The organism is Caulobacter sp. LARHSG274 (assembly GCF_052871235.1).
In genome coordinates, this window is record NZ_JBIXJO010000001.1 from 147,485 (window position 1) to 171,356 (window position 23,872).

Here is a 23,872-nt window from a genome sequence, read left to right on the forward strand (position 1 = left end):
CTCGCCGATGACCGCCTATGCCGAACTGCAGACCACCAGCAACTTCTCCTTCCTGCGCGGGGCCTCCCACGCCGGCGAGCTGATGCTGACCGCCGAGGCCCTGGGCGTGGCCGCGGTCGGGATCACCGATCGCAACACCCTGGCCGGGGTGGTGCGGGCCTGGACGGCGGCCAAGACGTCCAAGGTCAGGGCCCTGACCGGCTGCCGGCTGGACTTCGCCGACGAAACGCCCAGCCTGCTGTGCTACCCGACCGACCGCGAGGCCTTCGCCCGCCTGACGCGGCTGCTGACCGTCGGCCAGCGCCGGGCCGCCAAGGGCGAGTGCCACCTGTTCTGGCAGGATTTCCTGGCCCACGCCGACGGCCAGCTGGCGCTGATCGTGCCGCCGGCCCGGCTGGACGCGACGTTCGAGACCGACCTGGCGCGGATGGCCGGAGACTTGAGCGGCCGGGTCTGGCTGGCCGCCAGCCGCGCCTACGCCGCCCAGGACCTGCGGCGGCTGTCGCGGCTGGAAGAGCTGGCCCGCGCCGCCCGCGCCCCGATGGTCGCCACCAACGACGTGCTCTATCACGGCCCCGAGCGGCGGCCGCTGCAGGACGTGCTGACCTGCATCCGCGAGGGCTGCACGATCCAGGAGGCGGGCTTTCGCCTGGAGGCCAACGCCGAGCGCCACCTGAAGACCCCGGCCGAGATGGCCCGGCTGTTCGAGCGCTGGCCCGCCGCCGTCGAGCGCACGGTCGAGATCGTCGAGCGCATCGGCTTCGACCTCGGTCAGCTGAAGGAGGAATATCCCGACGAGCCGGTGCCGCCCGGCAAGACCGCCATGCAGCACCTGACCGACCTGACCTGGCAGGGCGCGGCCTGGCGCTATCCCGGCGGCGTGCCGCCCCAAGTCGCCGACCAGCTGCGCGAGGAGCTGCGGCTGATCGGCAAGATGGACTATCCCAACTATTTCATCACCGTGCACGACATCGTCCACAAGGCGCGGGAGATGGGCATCCTGTGCCAGGGACGCGGCTCGGCGGCCAATTCCTCGGTCTGCTACTGCCTGGGGGTGACGGCGATCGACCCCACCAAGCACCGGCTGCTGTTCACCCGCTTCATCTCCGAGAACCGCGGCGAGCCGCCGGACATCGACGTCGACTTCGAACACGAGCGGCGCGAGGAGGTGATGCAATATGTCTATGAGCGCTATGGCCGCGAATACGCCGCCATCTGCGGTACGGTGATCCACTACCGGCCGCGCAGCGCCATCCGCGACGTCGGCAAGGCCCTGGGCCTGACTGAGGACATCACCGCCGTCCTGGCCAACACCGTCTGGGGCAGCTGGGGCGACGGCCTGCCCGACGAGCACATCCGCCAGACGGGCCTGGATCCGGCCAACCCGCAGATCGCCCGCGCCATCGCCCTGGCCACGCAGCTGCTGCAGTTCCCGCGCCACCTGTCGCAGCATGTCGGCGGCTTCGTGCTGACCAAGCGGCGGCTGGACGAGACCGTGCCGATCGGCAATGCGGCGATGAAGGACCGCACCTTCATCGAATGGGACAAGGACGACATCGACAGCCTGGGCCTGATGAAGGTCGACGTGCTGGCCCTGGGCATGCTGACCGCCATCCAGCGCGGCTTCGGCATGCTGCGCGCCGAACACGGCCTGGCGATCACCGACCTGGCCGACATCCCCACCGAGGTGAAAGGCGTCTACGACATGCTGTCGGCGGCCGACAGCGTGGGGGTGTTCCAGGTCGAGAGCCGGGCCCAGATGTCGATGCTGCCCAGGCTCAAGCCCAAGGAATTCTACGACCTGGTCATCGAGGTGGCGATCGTGCGGCCGGGCCCCATCCAGGGCGACATGGTCCATCCGTACCTGCGGCGACGCAACGGTCAGGAGCCGGTGGAATGGCCGGCCCCGTCGCCCGAGCATGGCCCGCCGGACGAGCTGTTCGGCATCCTGGGCAAGACCTTCGGCGTGCCGCTGTTCCAGGAACAGGCCATGAGCCTGGCCATCGAGGCGGCCAAGTTCACCCCCGACGAGGCTGACGGCCTGCGCAAGGCCATGGCCACCTTCAAGCACGACGGCGATCCGGGCCAGTACCGCGACAAGTTCGTCGAGGGCATGGTCTCGCGCGGCTATCAGCGCGACTTCGCCACCCGCTGCTTCAAGCAGATCGAGGGCTTCGGCTCCTACGGCTTCCCGGAAAGCCACGCGGCCAGCTTCGCCAAGCTGGTCTATGTCTCGGCCTGGATGAAGTGGGCCTGGCCCGACGTGTTCTGCGCGGCCCTGATCAATTCCCAGCCGATGGGCTTCTACCAGCCGGCCCAGCTGGTCCGCGACGCCCGCGAGCACGGCGTCGAGGTGCGAGCGCCGGACGTGCTGATGAGCGGGTGGGATTGCACCCTGGAGGATAAGGCCTTCTCCTCACCCGCGCAGCGGGGGAGGTGGCGCGATGCGGATACGCATCGTGACGGAGGGGGCGTCCAGCCGCCGCACGACGCCCCCTCCGTCACGTCGCTGCCAGTCTTGAGCGAGGGGGCGACGCGCCACCTCCCCCGTTTCACGGGGGAGGAGAGGTCGATCGCCGCCGACAAGCTCTCCAACGAAGACACCCGCCCGTTCTGGAAGGCCGTTCGCCTGGGCCTGCGCCAGATCAAGGGACTGAAGAAGAAGAAAAGGCCGGAGGACGCCGATCTCGACGCCGATCTCATCATGGCCGCCCGCGCCGCCGGGGCCCGGTCTCCCGCCGACTTCGCCCGGGCCGGGGTCTCCCAGCGCGCCCTGGAACTGCTGGCCGAGGCCGACGCCTTCGCCTCCACCGGCCTGTCGCGCCGCGACGCCCTGTGGGCGGTCAAGGGCCTGAAGGACACGGTGAAGGTCGACAGCCAGGCTCCGCTGCTGGCCGGCCTGCCGCTGTTCGAGACCGCCGTCGCCCTGCCGGCCATGGGCCTGCCCCAGCAGGTGGCCGAGGACTACCGCACCACCAGCCTGTCGCTGAAGGCCCACCCCTGCGGCTTCTTCCGGCCGATGCTGGACCGGCTGGGCGTCGTGACCGCCGAGCGGCTGAAGGACGTCAAGGACGGACGCCGGGTGTCGGTCGGCGGGCTGGTGCTGATCCGCCAGCGGCCGGGCACCGCCAAGGGCGTGGTGTTCCTGACCCTGGAGGACGAGACCGGCGTCGCCAACGCCGTGGTCTGGAAGGACTGTTTCGACGCCCATCGCCGCACGGTGATGAGCGCCTCGTTCCTGGTCGTCCACGGCCGGGTGCAGGCCGCCGAGGGGGTGATCCATGTGGTCGCCGAGCGTTTCACCGACCTGTCGGCGGAGCTGGTCCGGATGAAGGAGGACCCCGAGGCGGCGGCCCCGACCCTGCGACATCGCAAGTCCGGCCGGCTGCAGCGGAGTCGGGATTTTCACTGAGCCGCCCCTCCGCCACCCGGGCCAGCAGCGAAAACAGCGCCGGGGTGTCGATCGGCTTGCGCAGCACGCCGTCGGCGCCGGCCTGGCGATAGCGGGCGACGTCGTCGTCGAAAACGTTGGCGGTCAGCATCCAAACCGGAATCCGGCGGCCGGCCGGCTCGACGCGACGGATCTCGCGCAGGGCCGACAGGCCGTCGAGGACCGGCATGTTGACGTCCATCAACACCAGGTCGAAGGCCTGGGCGCGCCAGGCCTCCAAGGCCTGGGCGCCGTCCTCGGCGAACGCCAGGGTCACCGGGGCGGCGGACAGCAGGGCGGCCAGGACCCGGCGGTTGGCGGGGTTGTCCTCGGCCGCCAGCACCCGGATCGGAGCGGCCGGGCGTGGGACGTCGGCGACGGCCGCGAGCGCCGGAACCGCCTGGCGCAGACCCTCGATAGCGAACCAGAACACCGCGCCCGTCTCTCCCGGCGCGTCGTCGACGCCGATCTCGCCGCCCATCAGGGCCAGGTTGGCGGCGCAGGCCGACAGGCCCAGGCCGCCGCCGCCGAGGCGCCGGCCGCGCCCGGTCTGGTCGAAGCCCTCGAACATCCGGGCGCGATCCTCCGGCGGAACACGATCGCCGCCGTCATGCACCTCGACCAGGGCGGCCAGGGCCTCGACCTCGGCGACGCCCGCCAACCGCACCCTGACCGTTCCGCCGCGGGGCGTCGCCCTCAGGGCGTAGGACACCAGGTTGACCAGGGTCTGCTCCAGCCGCGCCTCGTCGGCCAGCAGGCCGAACGCCAGGCCAGGATCAGCGTCCTCAAAGCTCAGGGTCACCCCGACCGCCTCGGCATGGGCGCTCCATACCCGCACGACGGCCTGCGTCAGGCGCCGCAAGTCGACCGGCGCCAGGCTCAGCACCGCCTTACCGGCCTCGACCTTGGCCAGGTCCAGCACCGTGTCGAGCAGCCGGGTCAGTTGGGCCCCGCCGTCCAGCACCCCTTGAGCCAGTTCGGCCTGGGCGGCGGTCAGGAAGGTGTCGCGCCGCAGGGCCTGGGCGAAGCCCACCACCGCGTTGAGCGGGGTGCGGATCTCGTGGCTGGCGACGGCCAGCAGGTCGGACTTGGCGCGGCTGGCGGCCTGAGCCTCGTCGATGGCCTGGGTCAAGGCGAGGTTCTTGCCGCCCAGGTCGCGCAGGGCCTGGGCCAGGGCGCGGTCGGTGACCTGCTGACGCCAGGTGACGGCCAGCACCGCCGCCACGAACAGGGCCATGGACAGGGCGAAATGGTTGCCGGACAGCGGCCCATGACCGTCCAGCCCGATCCACAGCAGGGTGATCACCGGCGGGGCGACGGCGGTGGCGTAGCTGAACCGGCTCATATGCACGCGCAGGGCGGCGAACAGCAGCACGCAGATGGCCAGTAGGGCGGCCTCGACCCGCATGATCGGCTGGCCATAGAGCCGGATCTGCGCCGCCAGCCAGCAGGCGTTGGCCGACAGCAGGAAGACCAGCAGGTCCGACCGCCAGCGCAGCCGCCGAAACGCCCGCCGGCGATCCTTCTGGCGGACCGCCAGCTCGGTGACGGCGAACAGGGTCAGGTAGAGGCCGAACTCGAGGATCCCCAGCCGGGTTATCCGCCAGGGCGTGAAGACCGCCAGCAGCGCCACGAAACAGGCGACCAGGGCCAGCCGCGACAGGGCCAGGCCACGGGAATATCGAACGAACCCGTCCAGTCGGGTGACGTCCGCCGTCTGTTCGAACATGCCGCTTTCCACAAGGCCTTCCGCCCCGGCGGGAGATCCGGGGCGGAGACAAGCATGGGACGATGATTCTGCCCCCTGCGCTCTCCTTGAGCGGGAATAGCCGAAGCAATGACCTTAAGGCGAGGAAGAATGCTCGCGACGGCGGCGCCCCGCGGCGGCCGCCCGCAGGGGCTAGGCCTGGGTGCGGGCCTTGGTCGTCCCAGTCTTGACCGGCAGCACGTTGCGCAGGCCCTCGACCATGGCGAACAGCTGCTGGCGCACGCCGAACTCGTCCCCGGCCAGGGCGGCGGCCTCAAGGGCGACCAGGGCGGCGGGGGCGATCGGGGCCAGCGGCGTCAGCGGCGCGGCCTCGGTGACGCCCGGAGCCTTGGGCCGGGCGACCTCGTTGACGTCGACCAGGGCCTCGGTGAGCTTCTCGCCAGGCCGCAGACCGGTGATGCGGATCTCGATGTCGCGCTCGGGGACCAGGCCCTGCAGCTCGATCATCCGCCGGGCCAGGTCGATGATCTTGACCGGCTCGCCCATCTCCAGGGTCAGGACGCCGGTCGGCGGGGCCGGATCGGCGGCCGACAGGGCCACGGCCCGCAGCACCAGTTGCACGGCCTCGGGGATGGTCATGAAATAGCGCTCGACCCGGGGGTCCGTTAGGGTGACGGGGCCGCCGCGGGCGATCTGGTGCTGGAAGATCGGCACCACCGAACCGGCCGAGCCCAGCACATTGCCGAACCGCACGACGCTGACCCGGGTGGCGTCGGGGCCCTCCCCGCCGGCGAACTGGCGGACCACGGCCTCTGCCACCCGCTTGGTCGCGCCCATGACGCTTGCGGGAGCCACGGCCTTGTCGGTCGAGATCAGGGCCAGGTGCGCCGCGCCGCAGGCCTTGGCGGCGGCGGCGACGTTGCGGCTGCCCAGCACATTGGTGCGCACGCCTTCGCAGGGATGGTTCTCGACCAGGGTGACATGCTTGAGGGCGGCGGCGTGGAAGACGATCTCCGGCCGTTCGGCGGCGAACACCAGGTCCAGCCGGGCGGCGTCGCGCACGTCGCACAGCACGTCGCGGCGGGGCAGCAGCGGCCAGGCCTCGCCCAGTTCGCGGTCGATATGGAAGAGGTTGGCCTCGGCGGCGTCGAGCAGGGTCAGCTGGGCGGGACCGCTGGCGGCGATCTGGCGGGCCAGCTCCGAGCCGATGCTGCCGCCGGCCCCGGTGACCAGCACCCGGCGCCCGGCGACCAGGGCGCGGACCGGTTCGGGGTCCAGCCGCACTGGCGGCCGGCTGAGCAGCTCTTCCAGGCTGATCTCGCGCAGGCTGGCGCCGCCGGCCGCGCCCATATCGACCAGGCCCTGGCGGCGCAGCAGGCGCACGCCCTCGGTCTTCAGCCGGCCCAGGCGCTCGGCCCCGAAGGCGCTGAGCCGCCCCTCGCCCAGGAACAGCAGGGCGGCCGGCTGCAGGCCGCCGTCGCGCAGCTGGGCCATCACCGCGTCGAAGTCGTCGATCGCGCCCAGCACGCACACCCCGCCCAGCTCGTCGCCGGTCTCGCGGGCCTGCGGCGTCAGCACCCCGACCGGGGCGTAGCGGTCGCCCAGGGCGGCGGGGGCGCGCAGGAAGGCCTCGGCCTCGGCGGCGGCGCCGACGATCAGCAGCCGCGGCAGGGCCGGCGAGGCGGGGGCGGGACGCAGGCGCAGCAGAGAGTCGACGAGCACGTTCTCATGCACGGTGCGACGGATGATGCGCAGGGCCGACAGCAGGGCGGTCTGGATCAGGAAGGCGGCGACCAGGGTGCGCAGGCCGCCAGGCTGGCGCACGTCGGCCAGGCGGGCCAGCAGGGCGAAGGTCAGGGTGGTCAGCAGGGCCGACCGGGCCAGGCGCAGGCCGTCGCCGGCCGCGAAGAACCGCCACGGCGAGCGCTCGACCTGGAACAGCATCTCCACCGCCAGGGCCGAGGCGGCGAACAGGGCGGCGTGGATCAAGGCCGAGGGAGCGAAGGGGGCGACGCCGGCGGTCAGGAGCTGGGCCAGGAGCAGGGCCGCGAAGGCCAGCACCATGTGCGCCCCGATCTTGCCCGCTCGACCCATAAACGAACTCCCGCCGAGGCCGCCAGGCGGCCACATCGTTCGCGGGCTTAGCACGCTCGCCGCGCCCCGTCCCGGTCTCCTGACGCCTGGAGTTGAGCTTGGTTCCGATCGCCTCGGTCCATGGTCCGATATGCTGTGGATGTGTCTCCCGCAGAGCACACCTGATCGGAGGACGGGCGCCTCAGGCCCGGGCCAGCGGTAGCACGCTCACCACCTCGCCCGGCGCCGCCGCGGCGGCGCCGGCCGGGCGCAGGACCAGGGCGTCGGCGCGGGAGAATACGCCGACCAGCGAGGAGTCCTGGTCCGGGAACGGCGTGACCATCACCCGGCCCTCGGCGTCGACGGCGCGGGCGGCCCGCAGCCAGTGCTCGCGAGGGCCGTTGGCCGGCAGGGGCTGGGCCAGGACTCCGGCGCTCATCGGCAGGGTCGGGTCGGCGCCGGCCAGGGCCGCCAGCAGCGGGCGCAGGAACAGCTCGGCGCAGACCAGGGCCGAACCGGGATTGCCGGGCAGGCCCAGCACGCGGCGGCCGTCGCCCAGCCGACCGAACCAGGTCGGCTTGCCGGGCCGCACGGCGATGCTCCCGACCCGCAGGTCAAGGCCCAGGGTGGCCAGGGCTGGCTTGACCAGGTCGTGGTCGCCGACCGAGGCCCCGCCAACCGTGACGATCAGGTCGGCCTCGACGCCCGCCACGGCGCGGGCGATGGCGTCCAGGTCGTCGGCCTGGGCCTTCAACCGCACGGCCTGGCCGCCCCAGGCCTGGACCAGGGCCGCCAGGCTGAACGAGCCGGACTCGAAGATCTGGTCCGGGGCCGGGATCGCGCCGGGCGGGACCAGTTCGTCACCGGTGGCCAGGATGGCGACCCGCGGCCGGCGCGCCACGGCCAGGGTCGCGCGGCCGGCGGCGGCGGCCAGCGACAGGCGCCAGGCGTCGAGCCGGGTTCCCTCGGCCAGCAGCAGGTCGCCGGCCCGGAAGTCGCCGCCGGCGGCGCGGATGTTGCCGGCCGGGGCCTCGCCCAGGGTGAAGGTCACGACGTCGCCGTCGCGGGCGGCGTTCTCCTGGATGACCACCAGGTCGGCGAGGGCCGGCACGGGCGCGCCGGTGAAGATCCGCACCGCCTGTCCCGCCTCGACCGGGCGGGGGTGGGCCCGGCCGGCCGCGCTCTCGCCGACCGCCAGGAACCGCGCGCCGGGGGCCAGGTCGGCCCGCCGGACGGCCCAGCCGTCCATGGCCGAGGCGTCGAACGGCGGCTGGTCGCGATCGGCGACGATCGGGGCGGCCAGCACGCGGCCAAGTCCCAAGGCGAGCTCCACGTCCTCGACGCCCAGCCGAGCGGCGTCGGCCAGCATCCGGGTTCGGGCTTCGATGACCGTCAGATTCTTGAGGGGAGCGGCGACGGCCTGGGTCACGATGCGTCCTTCAAAATCCGCTCAGCCGGCGTGAGCCAGGACGAATGGATCAAAGCCTAGCCCACGAAGGCCCGCTCGATCACGAAGTCGCCGGGCTCGGCGTTCGAGCCTTCCTTCAGCCCGTGGGCCTCCAGCAGGGCGGCGGTGTCCTTGATCATCGCCATCGAGCCGCACAGCATGGCGCGGTCGTGCTCGGGGTCGAAACGCTCGGTCCCCGTGCCCAGGTCGCGGAACAGCTGGCCGCTGTCGATCAGGTCGGTGAACCGGCCCTGGCGCTCGAACGGCTCGCGGGTGACGGTCGGATAATAGACCAGCTGGGCCCGGGCCTCGTCGCCGACCAGCGGGTCGTCGTGGATCTCCGAGGTGAACAGGTCGCGATAGGCCAGTTCCTTCACCTCGCGCACCCCGTGGGCGACGATCACCTGCTCGAAGCGGCTGTAGGCGTCCGGGTCGCGGGCCACGGCCAGCCAGGGCGCCAGGCCGGTGCCGGTGCCGAACAGGAACAGGCGCTTGCCCGGCCGCACGGCGTCCAGCACCAGGGTGCCGGTCGGCTTCTTGCCCAGCAGCACCGTGTCGCCGGCCTTGATCTGCTGCAGGCGCGAGGTCAGCGGGCCGTCGGGCACCTTGATCGAGAAGAACTCCAGCTCCTCGGCGAAGCTGGGCGAGCCGATCGAATAGGCGCGCAGGATCGGCTTCTTCTCGCCCAGCTCCTCGCGGGGCGGCAGGCCGATCATCACGAACTCGCCCGAGCGGAAGCGGAAGCTGGCCGGACGGGTGATGGCGAAGCTGAACAGACGGTCCGTCCAGTGCTTGACCCACAGCACGGTCTCGGTGTGCTGGGCGGCCTCCTTGGGCGGGGCGGGAGCCGGCGGCGTGCTGATCGTGGTGGCCGTCATGGGATGCGTTTCAAGTCCTGGACGCGCGTCCGCCAGAGAAGAAGGACGCGGATTTTCAATGGGCGTCGCCACGGCCCTGAGGCGACCTGCGTCTCATGTGAGCAGACGCGGCCCGATGTCAACTTTTCCGGCCTGAAAGCGCCTTGAGAAAATCTTTCGCAGACGCGTCAAAACGCGCCATGCCCGGTTTTTGAACTGCGTCAAAATTGTGATTGCCGCCCCCCAAAACCGGGCGCACTCTTCCGCTTGCTGCGTCGCCTGAACGGGTCCGCGGCCAATGATACGGAGGAACGTATGCGGGTAAGGTTCGTAAAGGCCGCCGCGGCGGCCAGTCTATTAGCGTTAAGCGTAACCGGATGCGGACAGGAGACCATGTCCTCGTCCCAAAAGGCCCAAGCCCAGCAGGTGGCGCTGGAGGGCAAGGCGATCACGGCCTCGGGCTGTGTTCGGCCGGTGGAATCGACGTCCTGTATCGTGGTTCGCGGTCCGGGAGGCGGCTATTACGATATTTCCGGCGCTTCGCCGGCGCCCGATCCGGCCAAGGGGGTGGCGATTTCCCTGCAAGGCCGCGACCTGGGCAAGAACACCGAATGCGGACGCCAGCTCGCCGACGTGAAGTGGACCTATCTCAACATCCAGTGCGCGGCGCTGTCGGCCGCGCCTGCGGCCACGCCGGAAAAGGCCGGCTGAACCCATCAGGCCTCGCCGGAGCCCGGGTCTGTCCGGGTCTTCGGCGAGTCTGAGCTGTCCTCCTGGCCCCGCGGCTCGGTCGCGGGACGAGGGGCCTTGCCTCCGCGGCCGTCTTCGCCGTCCGGAGCGCGCTGGTTCTCGTTCTCGACCTCACGGTTCGACGGGCGGACCTCAGGGCCGCCTGACGGTGCCTCGCCCTGGGCGGCGCGGTCCTGTGCGGGCATGATGTCCTCCATCTGAGCCTGGATCGGCGGACGCGGATCGGACGCGAGCCTGTCGCGCCGTCGGGGATCAACGCGCCGCCGGGCGACGCGATCCCGGGCCGATCCGCCTCCGCCGCCGATCCAACCGCCACAGAACCGCCGCCCAACCCTCCGGGCCGCTTGCCCGTCTCGAACGAGCCTGCTAAACGACGCGGCTCTGGCGATGAGACCAACGCGCTGGCGGGCTTCAAAGAGCTCACCGGCGCGATGTTCATTGCCGGAAAGCCAAGATCCCCGCTAAAGGGATCGCGGTTCTGCAGGAGTGTAGCTCAGCTGGTAGAGCATCGGTCTCCAAAACCGAGGGTCGTGGGTTCGAGTCCCTCCACTCCTGCCACTATATGTCATCGATTGGCCCGGTTCTCGGGCTGATCCACCGAAAGTCGCGAGCCTCTTAAGTCATGGCCAGGAAACCGGGTTCGAGCCCGTCAGCGATCAAGAGCCGCGCCGCCAAGACGGCGGCGGCGCTCGCGCCCGCCGGTCAGGCGACTCCGGCCGCCAAGGCCGCCGCGGCGGCCGCGCCGAAGAAGCCGATCAATCCCGTCCGTTTCGGGCGGGAAGTCCAGGCCGAAGCCCGCAAGATCACCTGGACCACCCGCAAGGAGACCTGGATCACCTCGGTGATGGTCTTCATCATGGTGGTCATGGCCTCGCTGTTCTTCACCTTCGCCGACTGGGTCCTGGGCATGGGTTCCCACCTGCTCCTCAAGTTCGCCGCGGGATAAAAAGCACCATGAGCACCGAAACCGCGTCCAACCCGAACCACAAGTGGTACATCGTCCACGCCTACTCGAACTTCGAGAAGAAGGTGGCCGAAAGCATCCGCGAACAGGCCAAGAGCCACGGCCTGGAAGACAGCTTCTCCGAGATCCTGGTGCCCACCGAGGACGTCGTCGAGATCCGTCGCGGCCGCAAGGTCAACGCCGAGCGCAAGTTCTTCCCCGGCTACGTGCTGGTGAAGATGAACCTGACCGACGAAGCCTACCACCTGATCAAGAACACCCCGAAGGTCACCGGCTTCCTGGGCAGCGCCTCCAAGCCGCAGCCGGTCTCCGAAAAGGAAGTCCAGCGGATCATCGGCACGATCGAGGAAGGCGTCGAGCGCCCCAAGACCGTGGTGCTGTTCGAGGTCGGCGAGAACGTCCGGGTCACCGACGGCCCGTTCGCCAGCTTCAACGGCTCGGTCGAGCAGGTCGACGAGGAGCGGGCCCGCCTGCGCGTCACCGTCTCGATCTTCGGCCGCGCCACCCCGGTGGAACTGGAATACAGCCAGGTCGAAAAGATCGCCTGACGGCGGCCTGATCGCCAAGCGTCTGAAAACCCCGCGCCGACGACGGCGCGGGGTTTTTGCCGTCTGGAAGGGGCGTCGTCTAGAGCAAGCCGCGCGATGCTCTAGAAGCCCGCCCCGACCTTCTCCAGGCCCGAGGCCATCTGCTTCAGCCGCTTGTCGAGCTCGGCCATGGTGCGGTTCAGCGCGCCCTCGTCGTCGCGCCAGACCTGCAGGACCCGGGCCCAGACCGCGGTCATGGCGGCGAGACGGGCCGGCGTGGCGTCGATCCCGGCGGCCTCGAGCACGGCTCGGGCGGTCTTCGGAAAGCGCAGGGCCGAGACCACCAGGCGCTCGGAGCGGCTGATGGCGACCAGGGCGGCGCGGTGCGGCTCCATGGCCTCGATCCGGGCCATGGCCGCGTCGAACAGGCGGTCATGGACGCTGGCCTCGGCGGCCGGGGCCACGGCCAGGGCGGCGCGGTCGAACCGCGTGGCCAGATGGTCGAGCACCGCGGCCTTGCCTTCGGCCCGGGCGTAGAGCTCGGCGAACGAGACTCCCGCCGTCTGAGCGATGTCGCGCAGCGAGACCTGCGACCACGGCCGGTCGGCGGCCAGGGACAGGGCCGCGGCGGCGGCGCGATCGAGGATGTCTTCGGCGGCGGTCATGCTTGTTCAGATGGCGGGTCCGGGGCCCGGTGGCAAGTTCCCTCGCCCAGAGGGCGTTGTCCCTACCCGCCCAGTTCCCGCGACCGCGCCGCCGCCGCGTCGAGCGCCCGCGGCAGCAGCTCGCCGAAGCCTCCCGCCCCCATCAGCACGGCCAGGGCCGCGGCGGTGGTGCCGCCGGGCGAGGTCACCTGGCGGCGCAACTCGGCCGGCTCCTCGCCGCCCTGGCCCAGCAGGGCCGCGGCCCCGACGATGGTCGCCCGCGCCAGTTGGGCCGAGGCGGCCGGGTCCAGGCCCTGGGCGGCGCCGGCCGCCTCCAGAGCCTCGATGAAGGCGTAGAGATAGGCCGGGGCCGAACCGGAGACGGCGGTCGCCGCGTGCAGCAGGTCCTCGTCGTCGAGATCGACCGCCGTGGCGACCGGCGCGAACAGCGCGTGAGCCCGGGCCCGGGCCTCGGCCGTGTCGGCGTGGATGCTGGCCGCGCCCTGGCCGATGGCGACGGCGGTGGTCGGCATCACCCGGGCCACGGCGCGGCCGCCGAAGGCCTCGGCGATGTCGGCGGCCCGCACCCCGGCGGCGATCGAGACGATCACCGCGTCGGCCGCCAGGTGCGGCGCGACCTCGGCCGCCGCCTGCCGCCAGATCTGCGGCTTGACCGCCAGCAGCACTGTCCGGGCGACGACCAGCGCCTCGATCGGCGGATTGACCGTCGCGCCGGGAAAGGCGTCGGCCGGCAGGTTGGGGTCGCGGATGATCAGGTCGGCGGCGGCGAACGCCTGGGCCCGGCGCCAGCCCTCGACCAGGGCCCCGCCCATGCGCCCGGCGCCGAGGAGGAGGATGGGGGTCATGAGACGGGCTCCCGGGATATCGTCCTTCTCCCGCAAGAGGAGAAGGATTTAGCTCTAAGCCTGGCCCACCGTCTCGAACATGCAGGCGGCCATGGCCTCGTCCGGGGTCTTGGCGCCGTGCAACAGGAAATCGAAGGCCGGATAGAAGCGGTCGGCGGCCTCCACCGCCGCGTCGATCATCGAGGCGGCCTGGGCCATGGTCGGACGCTCGCCGGCCGGCAGGGCCAGGGCGTGGCGGAACACCACCTCGCCGTCCTCGGTCCAGACCTCGAAATGGCCCAGCCAGACGCGCTGGTTGATCATCGCCAGCAGCTGGTAGGCGCCGGTGCGCTTGGCCTTGCCGGCCCGCAGGTCGAGCGACAGGCACAGCTGCAGGCAGTCGGCCTCGGGCCGCCAGGCGAACCACAGCTCATAGTCCTTCCAGTCGCCGGTCAGGGCGAAGGCCAGGTCGCCGTCCTCGGTGCGGTCGAAGGTCAGGTTCTCGGCCGCGAGGACGTGTTCGACGACCTCCAGGGGATCCATCGCCAGCAGGACGTCGTCTTCTTCGGGTTGGGTGTCCATAAGAACCTTTGGCCCCCGGGCGAGGCGGGCCGTGGGGCCCGTCCAAATCACCCACTCAGGGGAGTCTAAGCTGCTTCGCGGGCGGCGTCACAACCGCCTTCACGTCGAAAGGGAAAAACGGGACTCGCTCAGTTCGCCGTGTCGCCGGCCTTCGGCGCGGCGGATTTGGCGGGGGTCTTCTTGGCTTTCAGGGCCGCGACCTCCCCGCGCAGCGCCGCCACCTCAGCCTTCAGGGCCTCGAAATCGTCGCGCCGGATCAGGTCGAACTCGGCCGCCAGGCGGTCGGCCTGGGCCCGCATCGCGGTCTTGGCCTCCTCGCCGGCCGTCTGGGCGATGCCCATGGCCGCCTGGGTCAGCTTGGCGAATTCGTCGAGAAAAGGATTCTGGCTGTGCATCGAGATTCCGGGGCGCGGCGGGTTTGATCGCCGTCCTTATATGGGAAACGAAGGATGAAAGCGAACGGCGAACAGGATATGGGTGCGACCGTTCTGTCGGCCCGGAGCCCTTCGGCGTGATCTTCCCCGATATCGACCCCATCGTTCACATCGGTCCCTGGGCGCTGCAATGGGGACCGCTGGCCTTGCGCTGGTACGCCCTGGCCTATGTGGCCGGCATCCTGCTGGGCTGGCGCTACGCCGTCGTGCTGGTGCGCGACGCCCGGCTGTGGGGCGGCCGCCCGGCCACGGCCACGCCGCTGCAGATAGACGACCTGGTGCTGTGGGTCACCCTGGGGATCATCCTCGGCGGCAGGATCGGCTATGTGATGTTCTACATGCTGCTGAACGCCGAACAGCGGGCCAATCTGGCGCACAATCCGCTGGACGTCTTCAAGGTCTGGGAAGGCGGCATGTCCTTCCATGGCGGGTTCCTGGGCGTCTGCGCCGCGGTGCTGCTGTTCGCCCGCCGCAACCGGATCGACATTCTCAAGCTGGGTGACCTCGTCGCCCCGGTCGCGCCGATCGGCCTGTTCTTCGGCCGCTGCGCCAACTTCATCAATGGCGAGCTGTGGGGCCGCGAGACCAACCAGCCGTGGGGCATGGTGTTCTGCAACGACACCATCCGCCGGGCCAATGACGGCGGCTGCCCAGCCGGCGACCACGCCCGCCATCCCAGCCAGCTCTACGAGGCGGCGCTGGAGGGCGTGCTGCTGTTCCTGATCCTTCGCCTGGCCACACATAGGTTCAAATGGCTGCAGCGCCGCGGCGCCCTGGTGGCGACCTTCCTGCTCTGCTACGGCCTGTTCCGCGTGGCGCTGGAGGGCGTGCGCAATCCCGACCACGGCATGCCCGCCTTCCCGTTCGGCCTGACCATGGGGATGATCCTGTCGATCCCGATGCTGGCGATCGGCGCCCTCCTGCTGTGGCGGGCGCTGCGCGAGCCGGTCGCCGCCCCGTTGCCGGACAGCCATGAGCCTGCTTGACCGCCTGAAGGCGCAGATCGCCCAGGACGGCCCGATCAGCGTCGCCGAATATTTCACCCGCTGCCTGCACGACCCCCGCGACGGCTATTACGCCACCCGTCCCGCCCTGGGGGCCGGCGGCGACTTCCTGACCGCGCCGGGGGTCAGCCAGATGTTCGGCGAACTGGTCGGGCTGTGGCTGCTGGAGACCTGGGACCGCATGGGCCGGCCGGCGACGGTGCGGCTGGTCGAGATCGGGCCCGGCGACGGGACGCTGATGTCCGACATCCTGCGCGCCGCCCGGCTGCTGCCCGAGTTCTTGGCCGCCGCCGACCTGTGGCTGGTCGAGGTGTCGCCGCCGCTGCGGGCCGCCCAGGCCGGCCGGCTGGAGGGCGCGCCCCTGACCCCGCGCTGGGCCGACCGGCTGGAGGCCGTGCCGGCCGGCGCGCCGCTGCTGCTGGTCGCCAACGAGGTGCTCGACTGCCTGCCAGCCCACCAGTTCGTCCGCACCGAGGTCGGCTGGGCCGAGCGGATGGTCGGGCTGGACGACCAGGGCCAGCTGGCGTTCGGGCTGAGGGCGCTGCAGGCGCAGCCGTCTCCCCTCCCCCTCGATGGGGGAGGGGCCGGGGGCGGGGGTGACTACGGCGGTGGACGACACGCCGGCCTCGCCCCATCCGGAAACGCTTCCACCCCCATCCCCAACCCTTCCCCCCTCCAGGGGGAAGGGAGCATTCCAGTCGGCGCCGTCCTCGAATCCTCTCCCGCCCAGGCCGCGCTCGGGTCGGAGATCGGCCATCGGGTGGCGCGCGACGGCGGGGCGGCGCTGCTGATCGACTATGGCCGCGACGCGCCGGGACCAGGCGACACCCTGCAGGCGGTCCAGGCCCACGCCAAGGTTTCGCCGCTGGCCCGGCCCGGCCAGGCCGACCTGACCGTCTGGGCCGACTTCCCCGCCGTGCTGGCCGCCGCCCAGGAGGCCGGGGCCGGAACCGGGCCGATCCTGTCGCAGGGCGACTTCCTGCGGGCCCTGGGGATCGAGGCCCGGGCCCAGGTCCTGGCCGCCGCCCGCCCCGACCAGGCGCAAACCGTCGCCAGACAGCTTGATCGCCTGACCGGAGCGGATCAAATGGGCGATCTGTTCAAGGTCGCCTGCCTGCACGCTCCCGGCCTTTCGCCCCCGCTCTTCGAGCTCCTGCCTGTTGCGGACGCGTGACATGAAACCCCTCCCCACCGTCCAGTCGCCGCTGCTGAACGCCGTCGCCGGCGTCCGCCACGCCTTCTTCACCCGCCAGGGCGGCGCCTCGACCGGCCTCTATTCCAGTCTCAATGTCGGACGCGGCAGCCGCGACGAGGCCGCCGATGTCGCCGAGAACCGGGCCCGGGCCGCGGCCTGGTTCGGGGCCGAGCCCAACGAGCTGAACACCTGCTTCCAGATCCACTCGACCATCGCCATCGTCGCCGACGGTTCGTGGGGCGACGTCCGGCCCGAGGGCGACGCGGTGGTGACCCGCACCCCCGGCGTGGTCTGCGGGGCTCTGCACGCCGACTGCGCCCCGGTGCTGATCGCCGATCCGGTCGCCCGCATCGTCGCCGCCGCCCACGCCGGCTGGCGCGGAGCGCTGGACGGCGTCGTCCAGGCCGCGGTCGACTGCATGGTCGAGCTGGGCGGCGAGCCCTCGCGCATGGTCGCCGCGGTCGGCCCCTGCATCGGCCCGCAGAGCTACGAGGTCGGGCTGGAGTTCCTGCATCGCTTCGAGGCCGACAGCCCCGGCTCAGGCCGGTTCTTCGCGCCGGCGGCGAACCCGGACAAGCGCCTGTTCGACCTGCCGGCCTTCGTGCTCGACCGCCTGGACACCGCCGGCGTCGCCCAGCGCGAATGGGTCGGACGCGACACCTGCGCGGAAGCCGAACTGTTCTTTTCCAACCGCCGCGCCGTGCTGAACGGCGAATCCGACTATGGTCGGCTGCTTTCGGCGATCGCGCTGGAAGCGTGAGCGCGGTAAATAACCTCGGCCGATCGCGAGTTAAGCTTGTTCCCGCGGCCGGGACTGCTAGAAGCCCCGGCAACGGCGACACCCCCTCCCGAGACAATTCCATGAAGCTGCTGTCCGGCAACTCGAACCGCACCCTGGCCCAGTCGATCGCGGAATATCTCGACATGCCGCTGACCCGCGCCCAGGTGCGCCGGTTCGCCGACCTCGAGGTGTTCGTCACCATCGACGAAAACGTCCGCGGCGAGGACGTCTTCGTCATCCAGTCGACCAGCTATCCGGCCAACGACAACCTGATGGAGCTGCTGATCTGCGTCGACGCGCTGAAGCGGGCCTCGGGCAAGCGGATCACCGCGGTGCTGCCCTATTTCGGCTATGCCCGCCAGGACCGCAAGACCGGCGGCCGCACGCCGATCTCGGCCAAGCTGGTGGCCAATCTGATCACCCGTTCGGGCGCCGACCGCGTGCTGACCATGGATCTGCACGCCGGCCAGATCCAGGGCTTCTTCGACATCCCGACCGACAACCTGTTGCCCTCGCGCCTGCTGGCCGACGACATCCACAAGCGCTACACCGTCGCCGACGACCTGATGGTGGTCTCGCCCGACGTCGGCGGCGTGGTGCGGGCCCGGGCCCTGGCCAAGCGGCTGAATGACGCCGACCTGGCCATCGTCGACAAGCGCCGCTCGGCCCCCGGCGAGAGCGAGGTGATGAACATCATCGGCGACGTCGCCGGCCGCCGCTGCATCCTGTTCGACGACATCGTCGATTCGGCCGGCACCCTGTGCAACGCCGCCGCCGCCCTGATCGCCCAGGGGGCCACCTCGGTCAGCGCCTATGTCACTCACGGGGTGCTGTCGGGCGCGGCCGCCGAGCGGGTCGCCAATTCGGTGCTGACCGAGCTGGTGGTCACCGACTCGATCGAGGCCTCGGACACGGTCAAGAGCTGCCCCAAGATCCGCTACGTCTCCTGCGCCCCGCTGATCGGCGAAGCCATCCGCCGGATCGCCAACGAGGAATCGGTGTCGAAGCTGTTCGACTAGGCCCCTCCCGCGCCCGGCGCGCAGGCCGGCAATTGCATATTGAAATCGGCAAGGAACAACCCTAACCAATGGTGCCGCCGCCCCACGGCCCCGCTTGTCAAGACGCGGTTAACGGGCGGGCCGTCACAATGTCGCCCGTCGCCGCTGATAGTGGCGACGTTTAGAATCATTGGGGAATGTTCTCGGAATGCTTTCCACCACGCGCACGCGGGCCGCTGTTTCGGCCATGGCCGTGGCCGCGGCCGTGCTTCTGGCCAGCTGCAGCACTCCCCCCCCGCCGCCGCCGCCCGTGGTCGCCGCCCCGCCCGCCCCGCCGCCGATCACCCTGTCGTCCAGCGTCGTCGAGCGGGCCAGCGCCTTCCGCAGCTACATGCAGCGGGCCGGCGCGATCGGCGCCACCTTCGAGAACGGCGACCAGATCCAGGCGTCCCTGAAGGTCGGCGTCGCCTACGAGCCCAAGCAGTTCCTGTCGGGGGCCACCGCCTACGCCGCCGTCCTGGCCTTGCAGGACCCGGCCTTCGTGGCCTCGGTCCGCACCTTCGCCGTCGACCCGGCCCAGCGCCAGCGGATCATCGCCCAGCTGGTCGCCGACCCCGCCTATGCCGTGGGCTTCAAGGGCAGCGACACCGCCGCCGGCCTGATCATCGACACGCTCGGCGCCGAGGGGCTGAAACTCTATACCTCCGGCAAGGCGGTCAAGCAGGCGGCCTATGACGTCCAGCATTCGCCCTGGTCGAAGGCCCCGGTCCTCGACCGCGACGGCCGCCTGGCCTACGCCAAGACCATGTCGGCGACCCCGGCCCTGGCCGACAGCGCCGATGTCGCCGTGCTGCAGCAGGCCTCGACCGGCGCCATTCCGCTGGTGCCGGCTCCGCCCGCCAGTCCGTCCGCCGTCCCGGTCACGGGTCCGATTCTCGGCCCGCGTTCGGCCCCGCCGCCCTACAAGCCGCTGGTGATCCGCGGCCTGGCCGTGGCCGCCCTGGCCGCCCTCGGCGCGGCCGGCGACGAGAACCTGGCCACGATCGACGCCATCATGGTCGAGCCGACCAGCGCCATGTGCCTGAACATGGGCAAGCTGAACCTCTATCAGTGCCTGGCCGTCGCCAAGCCGCACTACGAGGACGTGTTCTGCCTGGGCCAGCACGTGATGATCGACACCGGAGCCTGCGTGATCAAGGCCTCGGGCGCGCCGATGCCGATCGAGGTCCTGCCGGTCCCGCCGCCCAAGCCCGAGCCCGTGGTCACCAAGAAGAAGCCGACGAGCAAGAAGGCGGCGTCGGCCAAGAAGAAGAAGAGCTGAAGCCGGCCTCGCCGCCGGTTTTGCCTTTAACGGGAGGCGCCGGTCTCGTCAGGCGTCGCTTTTCGGGATAGCGAAGGGCGACCGCCAAGGGGACGCCATGTCACGCCGAATCGCCGCCGGGCTCGCCGCCCTGATGCTCATGGCCTTGGCCGGACCCGGCCTGGCCGAGCCGCGCTTCGCCCCGATCCCCAAGGCGGTGATCGCCGATCCAGCCCGCGACGCCGCCCATCCCGCCGACATGGCCGCCTTCACGGTTCCGACCGGCGGGGTCGGCGTCAATGCGCTGATGTACCTGGCCTCGGGCGACCAGCCCCACCCGACCCTGCTGTTCCTCCACGGTTTCCCCGGCAACGAGACCAATATCGACCTGATGCAGGCCGTGCGCCGGGCCGGCTGGAACGTGCTGAAGATCAACTATCGCGGCTCGTGGGGCAGCCCGGGGAGCTTCTCGTTCGCCCACGCCCGGGCCGACGGCGAGGCGGCGGTCGCCTTCCTGCGCGATCCGGCCAATGTCGCCAAGTACCACATCGACCCGGCCCGGATCGTCGTGGCCGGCCACAGCATGGGCGGCTTCATGGCCGCCGACGCCGCAGCCGCCGATCCCAAGGTCGCCGGCGCGATCCTGATCGACGCCTGGGACATCGGCAAGCGCAAGGCGCAGATCACCAGCCTCGCCGCCCGCAAGGCCGCCGCCGAGGCCATGCGGCCCGACACCCGTCCCCTGGCCGGGACCAGCGCCGAGCTGCTGGTCAAGGAGATCGAGACCAACGCCGCCAAGCTCGACCTAGAGGCCCTGAGCGCCCGCATCGCCGACCGGCCGGTGCTGATGATCGGCGCCGAGCACGCCGGGGGCCCGACCACCCGCAAGCTGGCCGCCGCCGCCCGCCAGGCCGGGGCCCAGGCCCTGACCGAAACCTATATGGACACCGACCACAGCTTCTCGGACGCCCGCATCGCCCTGGCGGCCGAGGTGATCCGCTGGCTGGGCCGCTTCGATCCCGCCTCGGCCGCGATCGACGACATCCGCACGCCGCTGAAGGCGGCCTATGACGAGGCCAACCCCTTCGCCCGGATCATCCGCGGCGAGCTGCCGGTCGCCAAGGTCTATGAGGACGACCAGGTCCTGGCCTTCATGGACCGCGCCCCGGCCGAGCCCGGCCACGTGCTGGTGATCTCCAAGACCTCCAAGGCCCGCAACCTGCTGGAGATCTCGCCCCAGGACCTGGGCCGGGTCATGGCCGTGGTCGCCCGGGTCGGCCAGGCCCAGATCGACGGCCTGGGGGCGGAGGGCTTCACGATCGTCCAGAACAACGGCGTCGGCCAGAGCGTGCCGCACCTGCACATCCACGTGATCCCGCGCGTCGCCGGCAAGCCGCTGATGTTCGTCGAGAACCAGCGCGGCGACCCCAAGGACATCGAGGCCACGGCGGCGAAGATCCGGGCGGCGATGAAGTAGTCTCGCCCCGGCTCCCGTCAGACGCCCATGAGGCGCTTGACCGTGGCGTGCCAGAAGGGCGTGTCCCACAGGGCGTAGACGGCGACGGTGAACGGTGCGGCGACAGCCAGCCAGACCCAATAGGCGCGGTGGACGCCACGGTTGCGGAGGACATCCCAAAGGAACATCGGCGCGATCGCCAGCAGGACATAGAGGTCGCCCGAAAGCGGCTGGGCCGGCATCGTGGTCGGAATCCAGGTGATGCGGTCGAAGGCGGCGGGCAGGGCGCCCGCGATTGACAGGATCATCATGCGCTTGTGGAAGCCAGGGTCCGTCGCGCGCGCCCCGACGCCGATGAACACCAGGACCGCGAACACGATGCCGATGCGAAACTGGACCAGCACGAGGTTCTCGACGAACGCAACAAGTCCGGCCAACTTGGCCTTGACCGGCGGCGGCGCGGCCTGCGCCCCGGCGAACACCTGATGGTAGAGGGTGGGGATGAGAACAAACCCGACCACCACCAGCGCCGTCGCGAGCACGGCGCCCATGGTCCCCAGCAGGCGATGCTGCGCGACCCGGCCGGTCGCCACCAGCCAGGTCTGGGTGAGCAGAAACAGCAGGTAAGTCGCCATCAGCGCGGCGTGGATGTGCAGCACCAGCGGAAACGGCGGCCGCTGCCCGGCCTCGACCGCGGCCATCTTGCCCAAGGAATCCGGGATGAAGCCCAGGAGCACGATCACGATAAAGCTGACCGCGGTGAACACGTAGATCCAGCGATCGATGAAGGCCGTGCGATCGCCGGACAGCACGTCCGGACGCACGCCGCCGACGGCGGACGTCTCAGCAATAGTCGACATGATCCTCTTCCCCCAACGGTAGAGGTAAAACGGTGCTCGAAGAACATTGATCGGTCAATTGCGGAGATGATTTCCCCCGCGAAAAACGCCCCAGTTGATTGGCCTGGAGGCTCCCCGGTTAAAGCGCGCTCAAATGCGCCAACACCGCCCGCGCCGCCGCCGCGCCGGTGGCGAAACAGGCCTGCAGCAGGTAGCCGCCGGTCGGGGCTTCCCAGTCGAGCATCTCGCCGGCCGCGAACACCCCCGGCGCGGCCTTCAGCTCCAAGCCGTCGAGGGCGTCGAACGACAGCCCGCCGGCGCTTGAGATCGCCCGCTCCAGGCCCTGGACGCCGGTCAGGGCGATCGGCGCGGCCTTGATCGCCGCCGCCAGGGCGTCGGGCGCGACCGGCAGGGCCGGGCCGTGGGCCTCGCGCAGCAGGCCGGTCTCGACTGGCGACAGATGGGCGGCCTTGCGCAGCCAGCTGGACAGCGACTGGCCGCCGCGCGGCCGCGCCAGCCGGACTGTTAGCTGGGCGGCCGACAGGTCGGGCCGCAGGTCGACCGTCAGGGTCGCCCGGCCCCGGGCCGCGATGGCGTCGCGCAAGGCCGCCGACAGGGCGTAGACCGCCCCGCCCTCCAGGCCGTAGCCGGCGGCCAGGGCATCGCCGCGGGCGGTGCGCCCCTCGAAGGCCAGGCCGATGTTCTTCAGCGGCGTCCCGGCGAAGCGCTCGCGGAACACCGGGCTCCAGGCGACGGCGAAGCCGACATTGGCCGGTCGGAACGGCGCGACCGCCGCGCCCCGGGCGACCAACCGCTTCGTCCAGCTACCGTCCGAGCCCAGCCGCGCCCAGCTGGCGCCGCCCAGGGCCAGGATCGTGGCGCGCGGCCGCACCGTCCGCGGCCCGTCAGGGGTGTCAAAGACCAGGTCGCCGGCGGCGTTCCACCCGGTCCAGGTCGCGCGGACGTGCAGCCCCACGCCCTGCCCCTCCAGCCGCGCCAGCCAGGCCCGCAGCAGCGGCGAAGCCTTCAGCACCTTGGGGAATACCCGGCCGCTGCTGCCCACGAAGATCGGCTGGCCAAGGTCCTCGGCCCAGGCCATGAGGTCGGCGGGGGTGAAGGCCTCCAACATCGGCCGCAGCCGCGCGCTCGCCGCGCCGTAGCGGCCGACGAAGGATTCGAAGGGCTCCGAATGGGTCAGGTTCAGCCCGCCGCGCCCGGCCATCAGGAACTTGCGGCCGACGGTCGGCATGCGCTCGTAGACGCTCACCGACAGCCCCGCCGCGCTCAGCCCCTGCGCCGCCATCAGCCCGGCCGGCCCGCCGCCGATGACGGCGACGTCGGGCGTTACCTCTGGCATCAGGCGCGCTCGATATCGGTCAAAGAAAAATCGTCGCCCTTGAAAAATAGCGGAACGCCTCGGGCCGATGCGCAGGCATAGGCGAAACAGTCGCCCATGTTGAGGCGTGCAGGATGACGCCCTTTTCCAAACCTCGCGAAGGCGTCAAGCGCCGCCGCCTGCTCGGCCTCTCCGATCGACACGACTCGCGCGCCGATCCGGGCGGCGTAGGCCAGGGTCAGCTCTCGGGCTTCCTCGGGTTCGATCCTGATCGTTTTGGCGACCGCTCTTACGGTCTCCCAGGTTACGACTGGTGAGATCCAAACGCTGGGCGCGTCGAGCAAGCGCGCCTCCAAAGCGTCCGCTTCCGGCTCGTTGGCGAGGATCGCGACCCACACTGAGGCGTCGACAAACATCAATCGCCCGACAGTTCGTCGAAGAAGGCCTTATCGGCGACCTCGCCGGTGCGCGGCAGACTATTGAGCCGGTCCCGGATCGCCTTGAGTTCGGCCAACTTGGCGGCCCGTGATTGCGCGTCGGCTTCCCGCGCGCGCGTCACGGCCAGCTTGATGGCGTCGGTGATGCCGACACGTTTTTCTTCGGCGTACTGGCGCAGCATCGCGTCGGCTTCGGGATCGCGAACATGGAAGGGCATTGGAACCTCCGTCTAGCCGGATCATAACATCGGCTAGCCGCCTCGCC

Annotated in this window: 22 protein-coding genes and 1 tRNA gene; 11 read left to right on the forward strand and 12 right to left on the reverse strand. The window is 70.8% G+C overall.

Annotated elements, in window-relative coordinates; translation table 11 throughout:
• The first annotated feature begins 7 nt into the window (after nucleotides 1-7).
• Complete coding sequence (locus tag ACIPQB_RS00690; RefSeq protein WP_446483268.1) at nucleotides 8-3,412, forward strand: error-prone DNA polymerase; 3,405 nt, start codon at nucleotides 8-10, stop codon at nucleotides 3,410-3,412.
• Here the strand turns inward: ACIPQB_RS00690 and ACIPQB_RS00695 are convergent.
• From ACIPQB_RS00695 to ACIPQB_RS00710, 4 genes are all read right to left on the reverse strand, one after another.
• Nucleotides 3,300-5,159: a response regulator gene (locus ACIPQB_RS00695; RefSeq protein ID WP_446483269.1), complete on the reverse strand. Its 1,860-nt coding sequence runs from the start codon at nucleotides 5,157-5,159 to the stop codon at nucleotides 3,300-3,302. The two genes, ACIPQB_RS00690 and ACIPQB_RS00695, sit on opposite strands and share 113 nt — an antisense overlap.
• Nucleotides 5,160-5,330: 171 nt before the next feature.
• Nucleotides 5,331-7,232, reverse strand: coding sequence for a polysaccharide biosynthesis protein (locus ACIPQB_RS00700; protein ID WP_446483270.1), 1,902 nt, complete (start codon nucleotides 7,230-7,232; stop codon nucleotides 5,331-5,333).
• A gap of 181 nt (nucleotides 7,233-7,413) precedes the next feature.
• Nucleotides 7,414-8,640 (reverse strand): molybdopterin molybdotransferase MoeA, encoded by a 1,227-nt coding sequence (locus ACIPQB_RS00705; protein ID WP_446483271.1) that lies wholly within the window; start codon nucleotides 8,638-8,640, stop codon nucleotides 7,414-7,416.
• Nucleotides 8,641-8,696: 56 nt separating this feature from the next.
• Nucleotides 8,697-9,536, reverse strand: a complete 840-nt coding sequence (locus ACIPQB_RS00710; RefSeq protein ID WP_446483272.1) for a ferredoxin--NADP reductase — start codon at nucleotides 9,534-9,536, stop codon at nucleotides 8,697-8,699.
• Nucleotides 9,537-9,908: 372 nt separating this feature from the next.
• On the opposite strand from ACIPQB_RS00710, the gene ACIPQB_RS00715 reads away from it, so the two are divergent.
• From ACIPQB_RS00715 to nusG, 4 genes are all read left to right on the forward strand, one after another.
• Nucleotides 9,909-10,226, forward strand: coding sequence for a hypothetical protein (locus ACIPQB_RS00715; protein WP_446483273.1), 318 nt, complete (start codon nucleotides 9,909-9,911; stop codon nucleotides 10,224-10,226).
• Nucleotides 10,227-10,747: 521 nt separating this feature from the next.
• Nucleotides 10,748-10,823, forward strand: a tRNA-Trp gene (locus ACIPQB_RS00720).
• A 64-nt stretch (nucleotides 10,824-10,887) separates the two neighbouring features.
• Complete coding sequence (gene secE, locus ACIPQB_RS00725) at nucleotides 10,888-11,211, forward strand: preprotein translocase subunit SecE (RefSeq protein ID WP_446483274.1); 324 nt, start codon at nucleotides 10,888-10,890, stop codon at nucleotides 11,209-11,211.
• Between the two features lie 8 nt (nucleotides 11,212-11,219).
• Nucleotides 11,220-11,777, forward strand: a complete 558-nt coding sequence (gene nusG, locus ACIPQB_RS00730) for a transcription termination/antitermination protein NusG (RefSeq protein WP_446483275.1) — start codon at nucleotides 11,220-11,222, stop codon at nucleotides 11,775-11,777.
• 101 nt (nucleotides 11,778-11,878) lie between these two features.
• Here the strand turns inward: nusG and ACIPQB_RS00735 are convergent, their stop codons facing one another.
• The 4 genes from ACIPQB_RS00735 to ACIPQB_RS00750 all read right to left on the reverse strand — a co-directional run bounded on the left by ACIPQB_RS00735 (nucleotide 11,879) and on the right by ACIPQB_RS00750 (nucleotide 14,222).
• Nucleotides 11,879-12,421 (reverse strand): TetR family transcriptional regulator, encoded by a 543-nt coding sequence (locus tag ACIPQB_RS00735; protein WP_446483276.1) that lies wholly within the window; start codon nucleotides 12,419-12,421, stop codon nucleotides 11,879-11,881.
• Nucleotides 12,422-12,483: 62 nt separating this feature from the next.
• Nucleotides 12,484-13,266 (reverse strand): pyrroline-5-carboxylate reductase, encoded by a 783-nt coding sequence (gene proC, locus ACIPQB_RS00740; RefSeq protein ID WP_446483277.1) that lies wholly within the window; start codon nucleotides 13,264-13,266, stop codon nucleotides 12,484-12,486.
• Between the two features lie 54 nt (nucleotides 13,267-13,320).
• Nucleotides 13,321-13,827 carry a YbjN domain-containing protein gene (locus ACIPQB_RS00745; protein ID WP_446483278.1) on the reverse strand — a complete coding sequence of 169 codons (507 nt, stop codon included), beginning with the start codon at nucleotides 13,825-13,827 and terminating at the stop codon, nucleotides 13,321-13,323.
• A 128-nt stretch (nucleotides 13,828-13,955) separates the two neighbouring features.
• The gene (locus ACIPQB_RS00750) at nucleotides 13,956-14,222 is read right to left on the reverse strand and encodes an accessory factor UbiK family protein (RefSeq protein WP_446483279.1); all 267 of its coding nucleotides are present in this window, start codon (nucleotides 14,220-14,222) and stop codon (nucleotides 13,956-13,958) included.
• A gap of 116 nt (nucleotides 14,223-14,338) precedes the next feature.
• Here ACIPQB_RS00750 and lgt point away from each other — a divergent pair, with 116 nt between their 5' ends.
• The 6 genes from lgt to ACIPQB_RS00780 all read left to right on the forward strand — a co-directional run bounded on the left by lgt (nucleotide 14,339) and on the right by ACIPQB_RS00780 (nucleotide 21,016).
• Complete coding sequence (gene lgt / locus ACIPQB_RS00755; RefSeq protein WP_446483280.1) at nucleotides 14,339-15,247, forward strand: prolipoprotein diacylglyceryl transferase; 909 nt, start codon at nucleotides 14,339-14,341, stop codon at nucleotides 15,245-15,247.
• The gene (locus ACIPQB_RS00760) at nucleotides 15,234-16,439 is read left to right on the forward strand and encodes a class I SAM-dependent methyltransferase (RefSeq protein ID WP_446483281.1); all 1,206 of its coding nucleotides are present in this window, start codon (nucleotides 15,234-15,236) and stop codon (nucleotides 16,437-16,439) included. The genes lgt and ACIPQB_RS00760 overlap by 14 nt, the downstream gene beginning before the upstream one ends.
• Before the next feature lies 1 nt (nucleotide 16,440).
• The gene (pgeF, locus tag ACIPQB_RS00765; RefSeq protein WP_446483282.1) at nucleotides 16,441-17,220 is read left to right on the forward strand and encodes a peptidoglycan editing factor PgeF; all 780 of its coding nucleotides are present in this window, start codon (nucleotides 16,441-16,443) and stop codon (nucleotides 17,218-17,220) included.
• 101 nt (nucleotides 17,221-17,321) lie between these two features.
• Nucleotides 17,322-18,260 carry a ribose-phosphate pyrophosphokinase gene (locus ACIPQB_RS00770; protein ID WP_446483283.1) on the forward strand — a complete coding sequence of 313 codons (939 nt, stop codon included), beginning with the start codon at nucleotides 17,322-17,324 and terminating at the stop codon, nucleotides 18,258-18,260.
• A 187-nt stretch (nucleotides 18,261-18,447) separates the two neighbouring features.
• Nucleotides 18,448-19,560, forward strand: a complete 1,113-nt coding sequence (locus ACIPQB_RS00775) for a hypothetical protein (protein ID WP_446483284.1) — start codon at nucleotides 18,448-18,450, stop codon at nucleotides 19,558-19,560.
• Between the two features lie 97 nt (nucleotides 19,561-19,657).
• Nucleotides 19,658-21,016 (forward strand): alpha/beta fold hydrolase, encoded by a 1,359-nt coding sequence (locus ACIPQB_RS00780; RefSeq protein ID WP_446483285.1) that lies wholly within the window; start codon nucleotides 19,658-19,660, stop codon nucleotides 21,014-21,016.
• A gap of 17 nt (nucleotides 21,017-21,033) precedes the next feature.
• Here ACIPQB_RS00780 and ACIPQB_RS00785 read toward each other — a convergent pair whose 3' ends face one another.
• The 4 genes from ACIPQB_RS00785 to ACIPQB_RS00800 all read right to left on the reverse strand — a co-directional run bounded on the left by ACIPQB_RS00785 (nucleotide 21,034) and on the right by ACIPQB_RS00800 (nucleotide 23,825).
• Nucleotides 21,034-21,855 carry a hypothetical protein gene (locus ACIPQB_RS00785; protein ID WP_446483286.1) on the reverse strand — a complete coding sequence of 274 codons (822 nt, stop codon included), beginning with the start codon at nucleotides 21,853-21,855 and terminating at the stop codon, nucleotides 21,034-21,036.
• A gap of 118 nt (nucleotides 21,856-21,973) precedes the next feature.
• On the reverse strand, nucleotides 21,974-23,191 hold the full coding sequence (locus ACIPQB_RS00790) for a TIGR03862 family flavoprotein (RefSeq protein ID WP_446483287.1): 1,218 nt from the start codon (nucleotides 23,189-23,191) through the stop codon (nucleotides 21,974-21,976).
• Nucleotides 23,191-23,586 (reverse strand): type II toxin-antitoxin system VapC family toxin, encoded by a 396-nt coding sequence (locus ACIPQB_RS00795; RefSeq protein ID WP_446483288.1) that lies wholly within the window; start codon nucleotides 23,584-23,586, stop codon nucleotides 23,191-23,193. The genes ACIPQB_RS00790 and ACIPQB_RS00795 overlap by 1 nt, the downstream gene beginning before the upstream one ends.
• Nucleotides 23,586-23,825: a type II toxin-antitoxin system VapB family antitoxin gene (locus tag ACIPQB_RS00800; protein ID WP_446483289.1), complete on the reverse strand. Its 240-nt coding sequence runs from the start codon at nucleotides 23,823-23,825 to the stop codon at nucleotides 23,586-23,588. Before ACIPQB_RS00800 ends, ACIPQB_RS00795 begins: the two co-directional genes overlap by 1 nt.
• Between the last annotated feature and the right edge of the window lie 47 nt (nucleotides 23,826-23,872).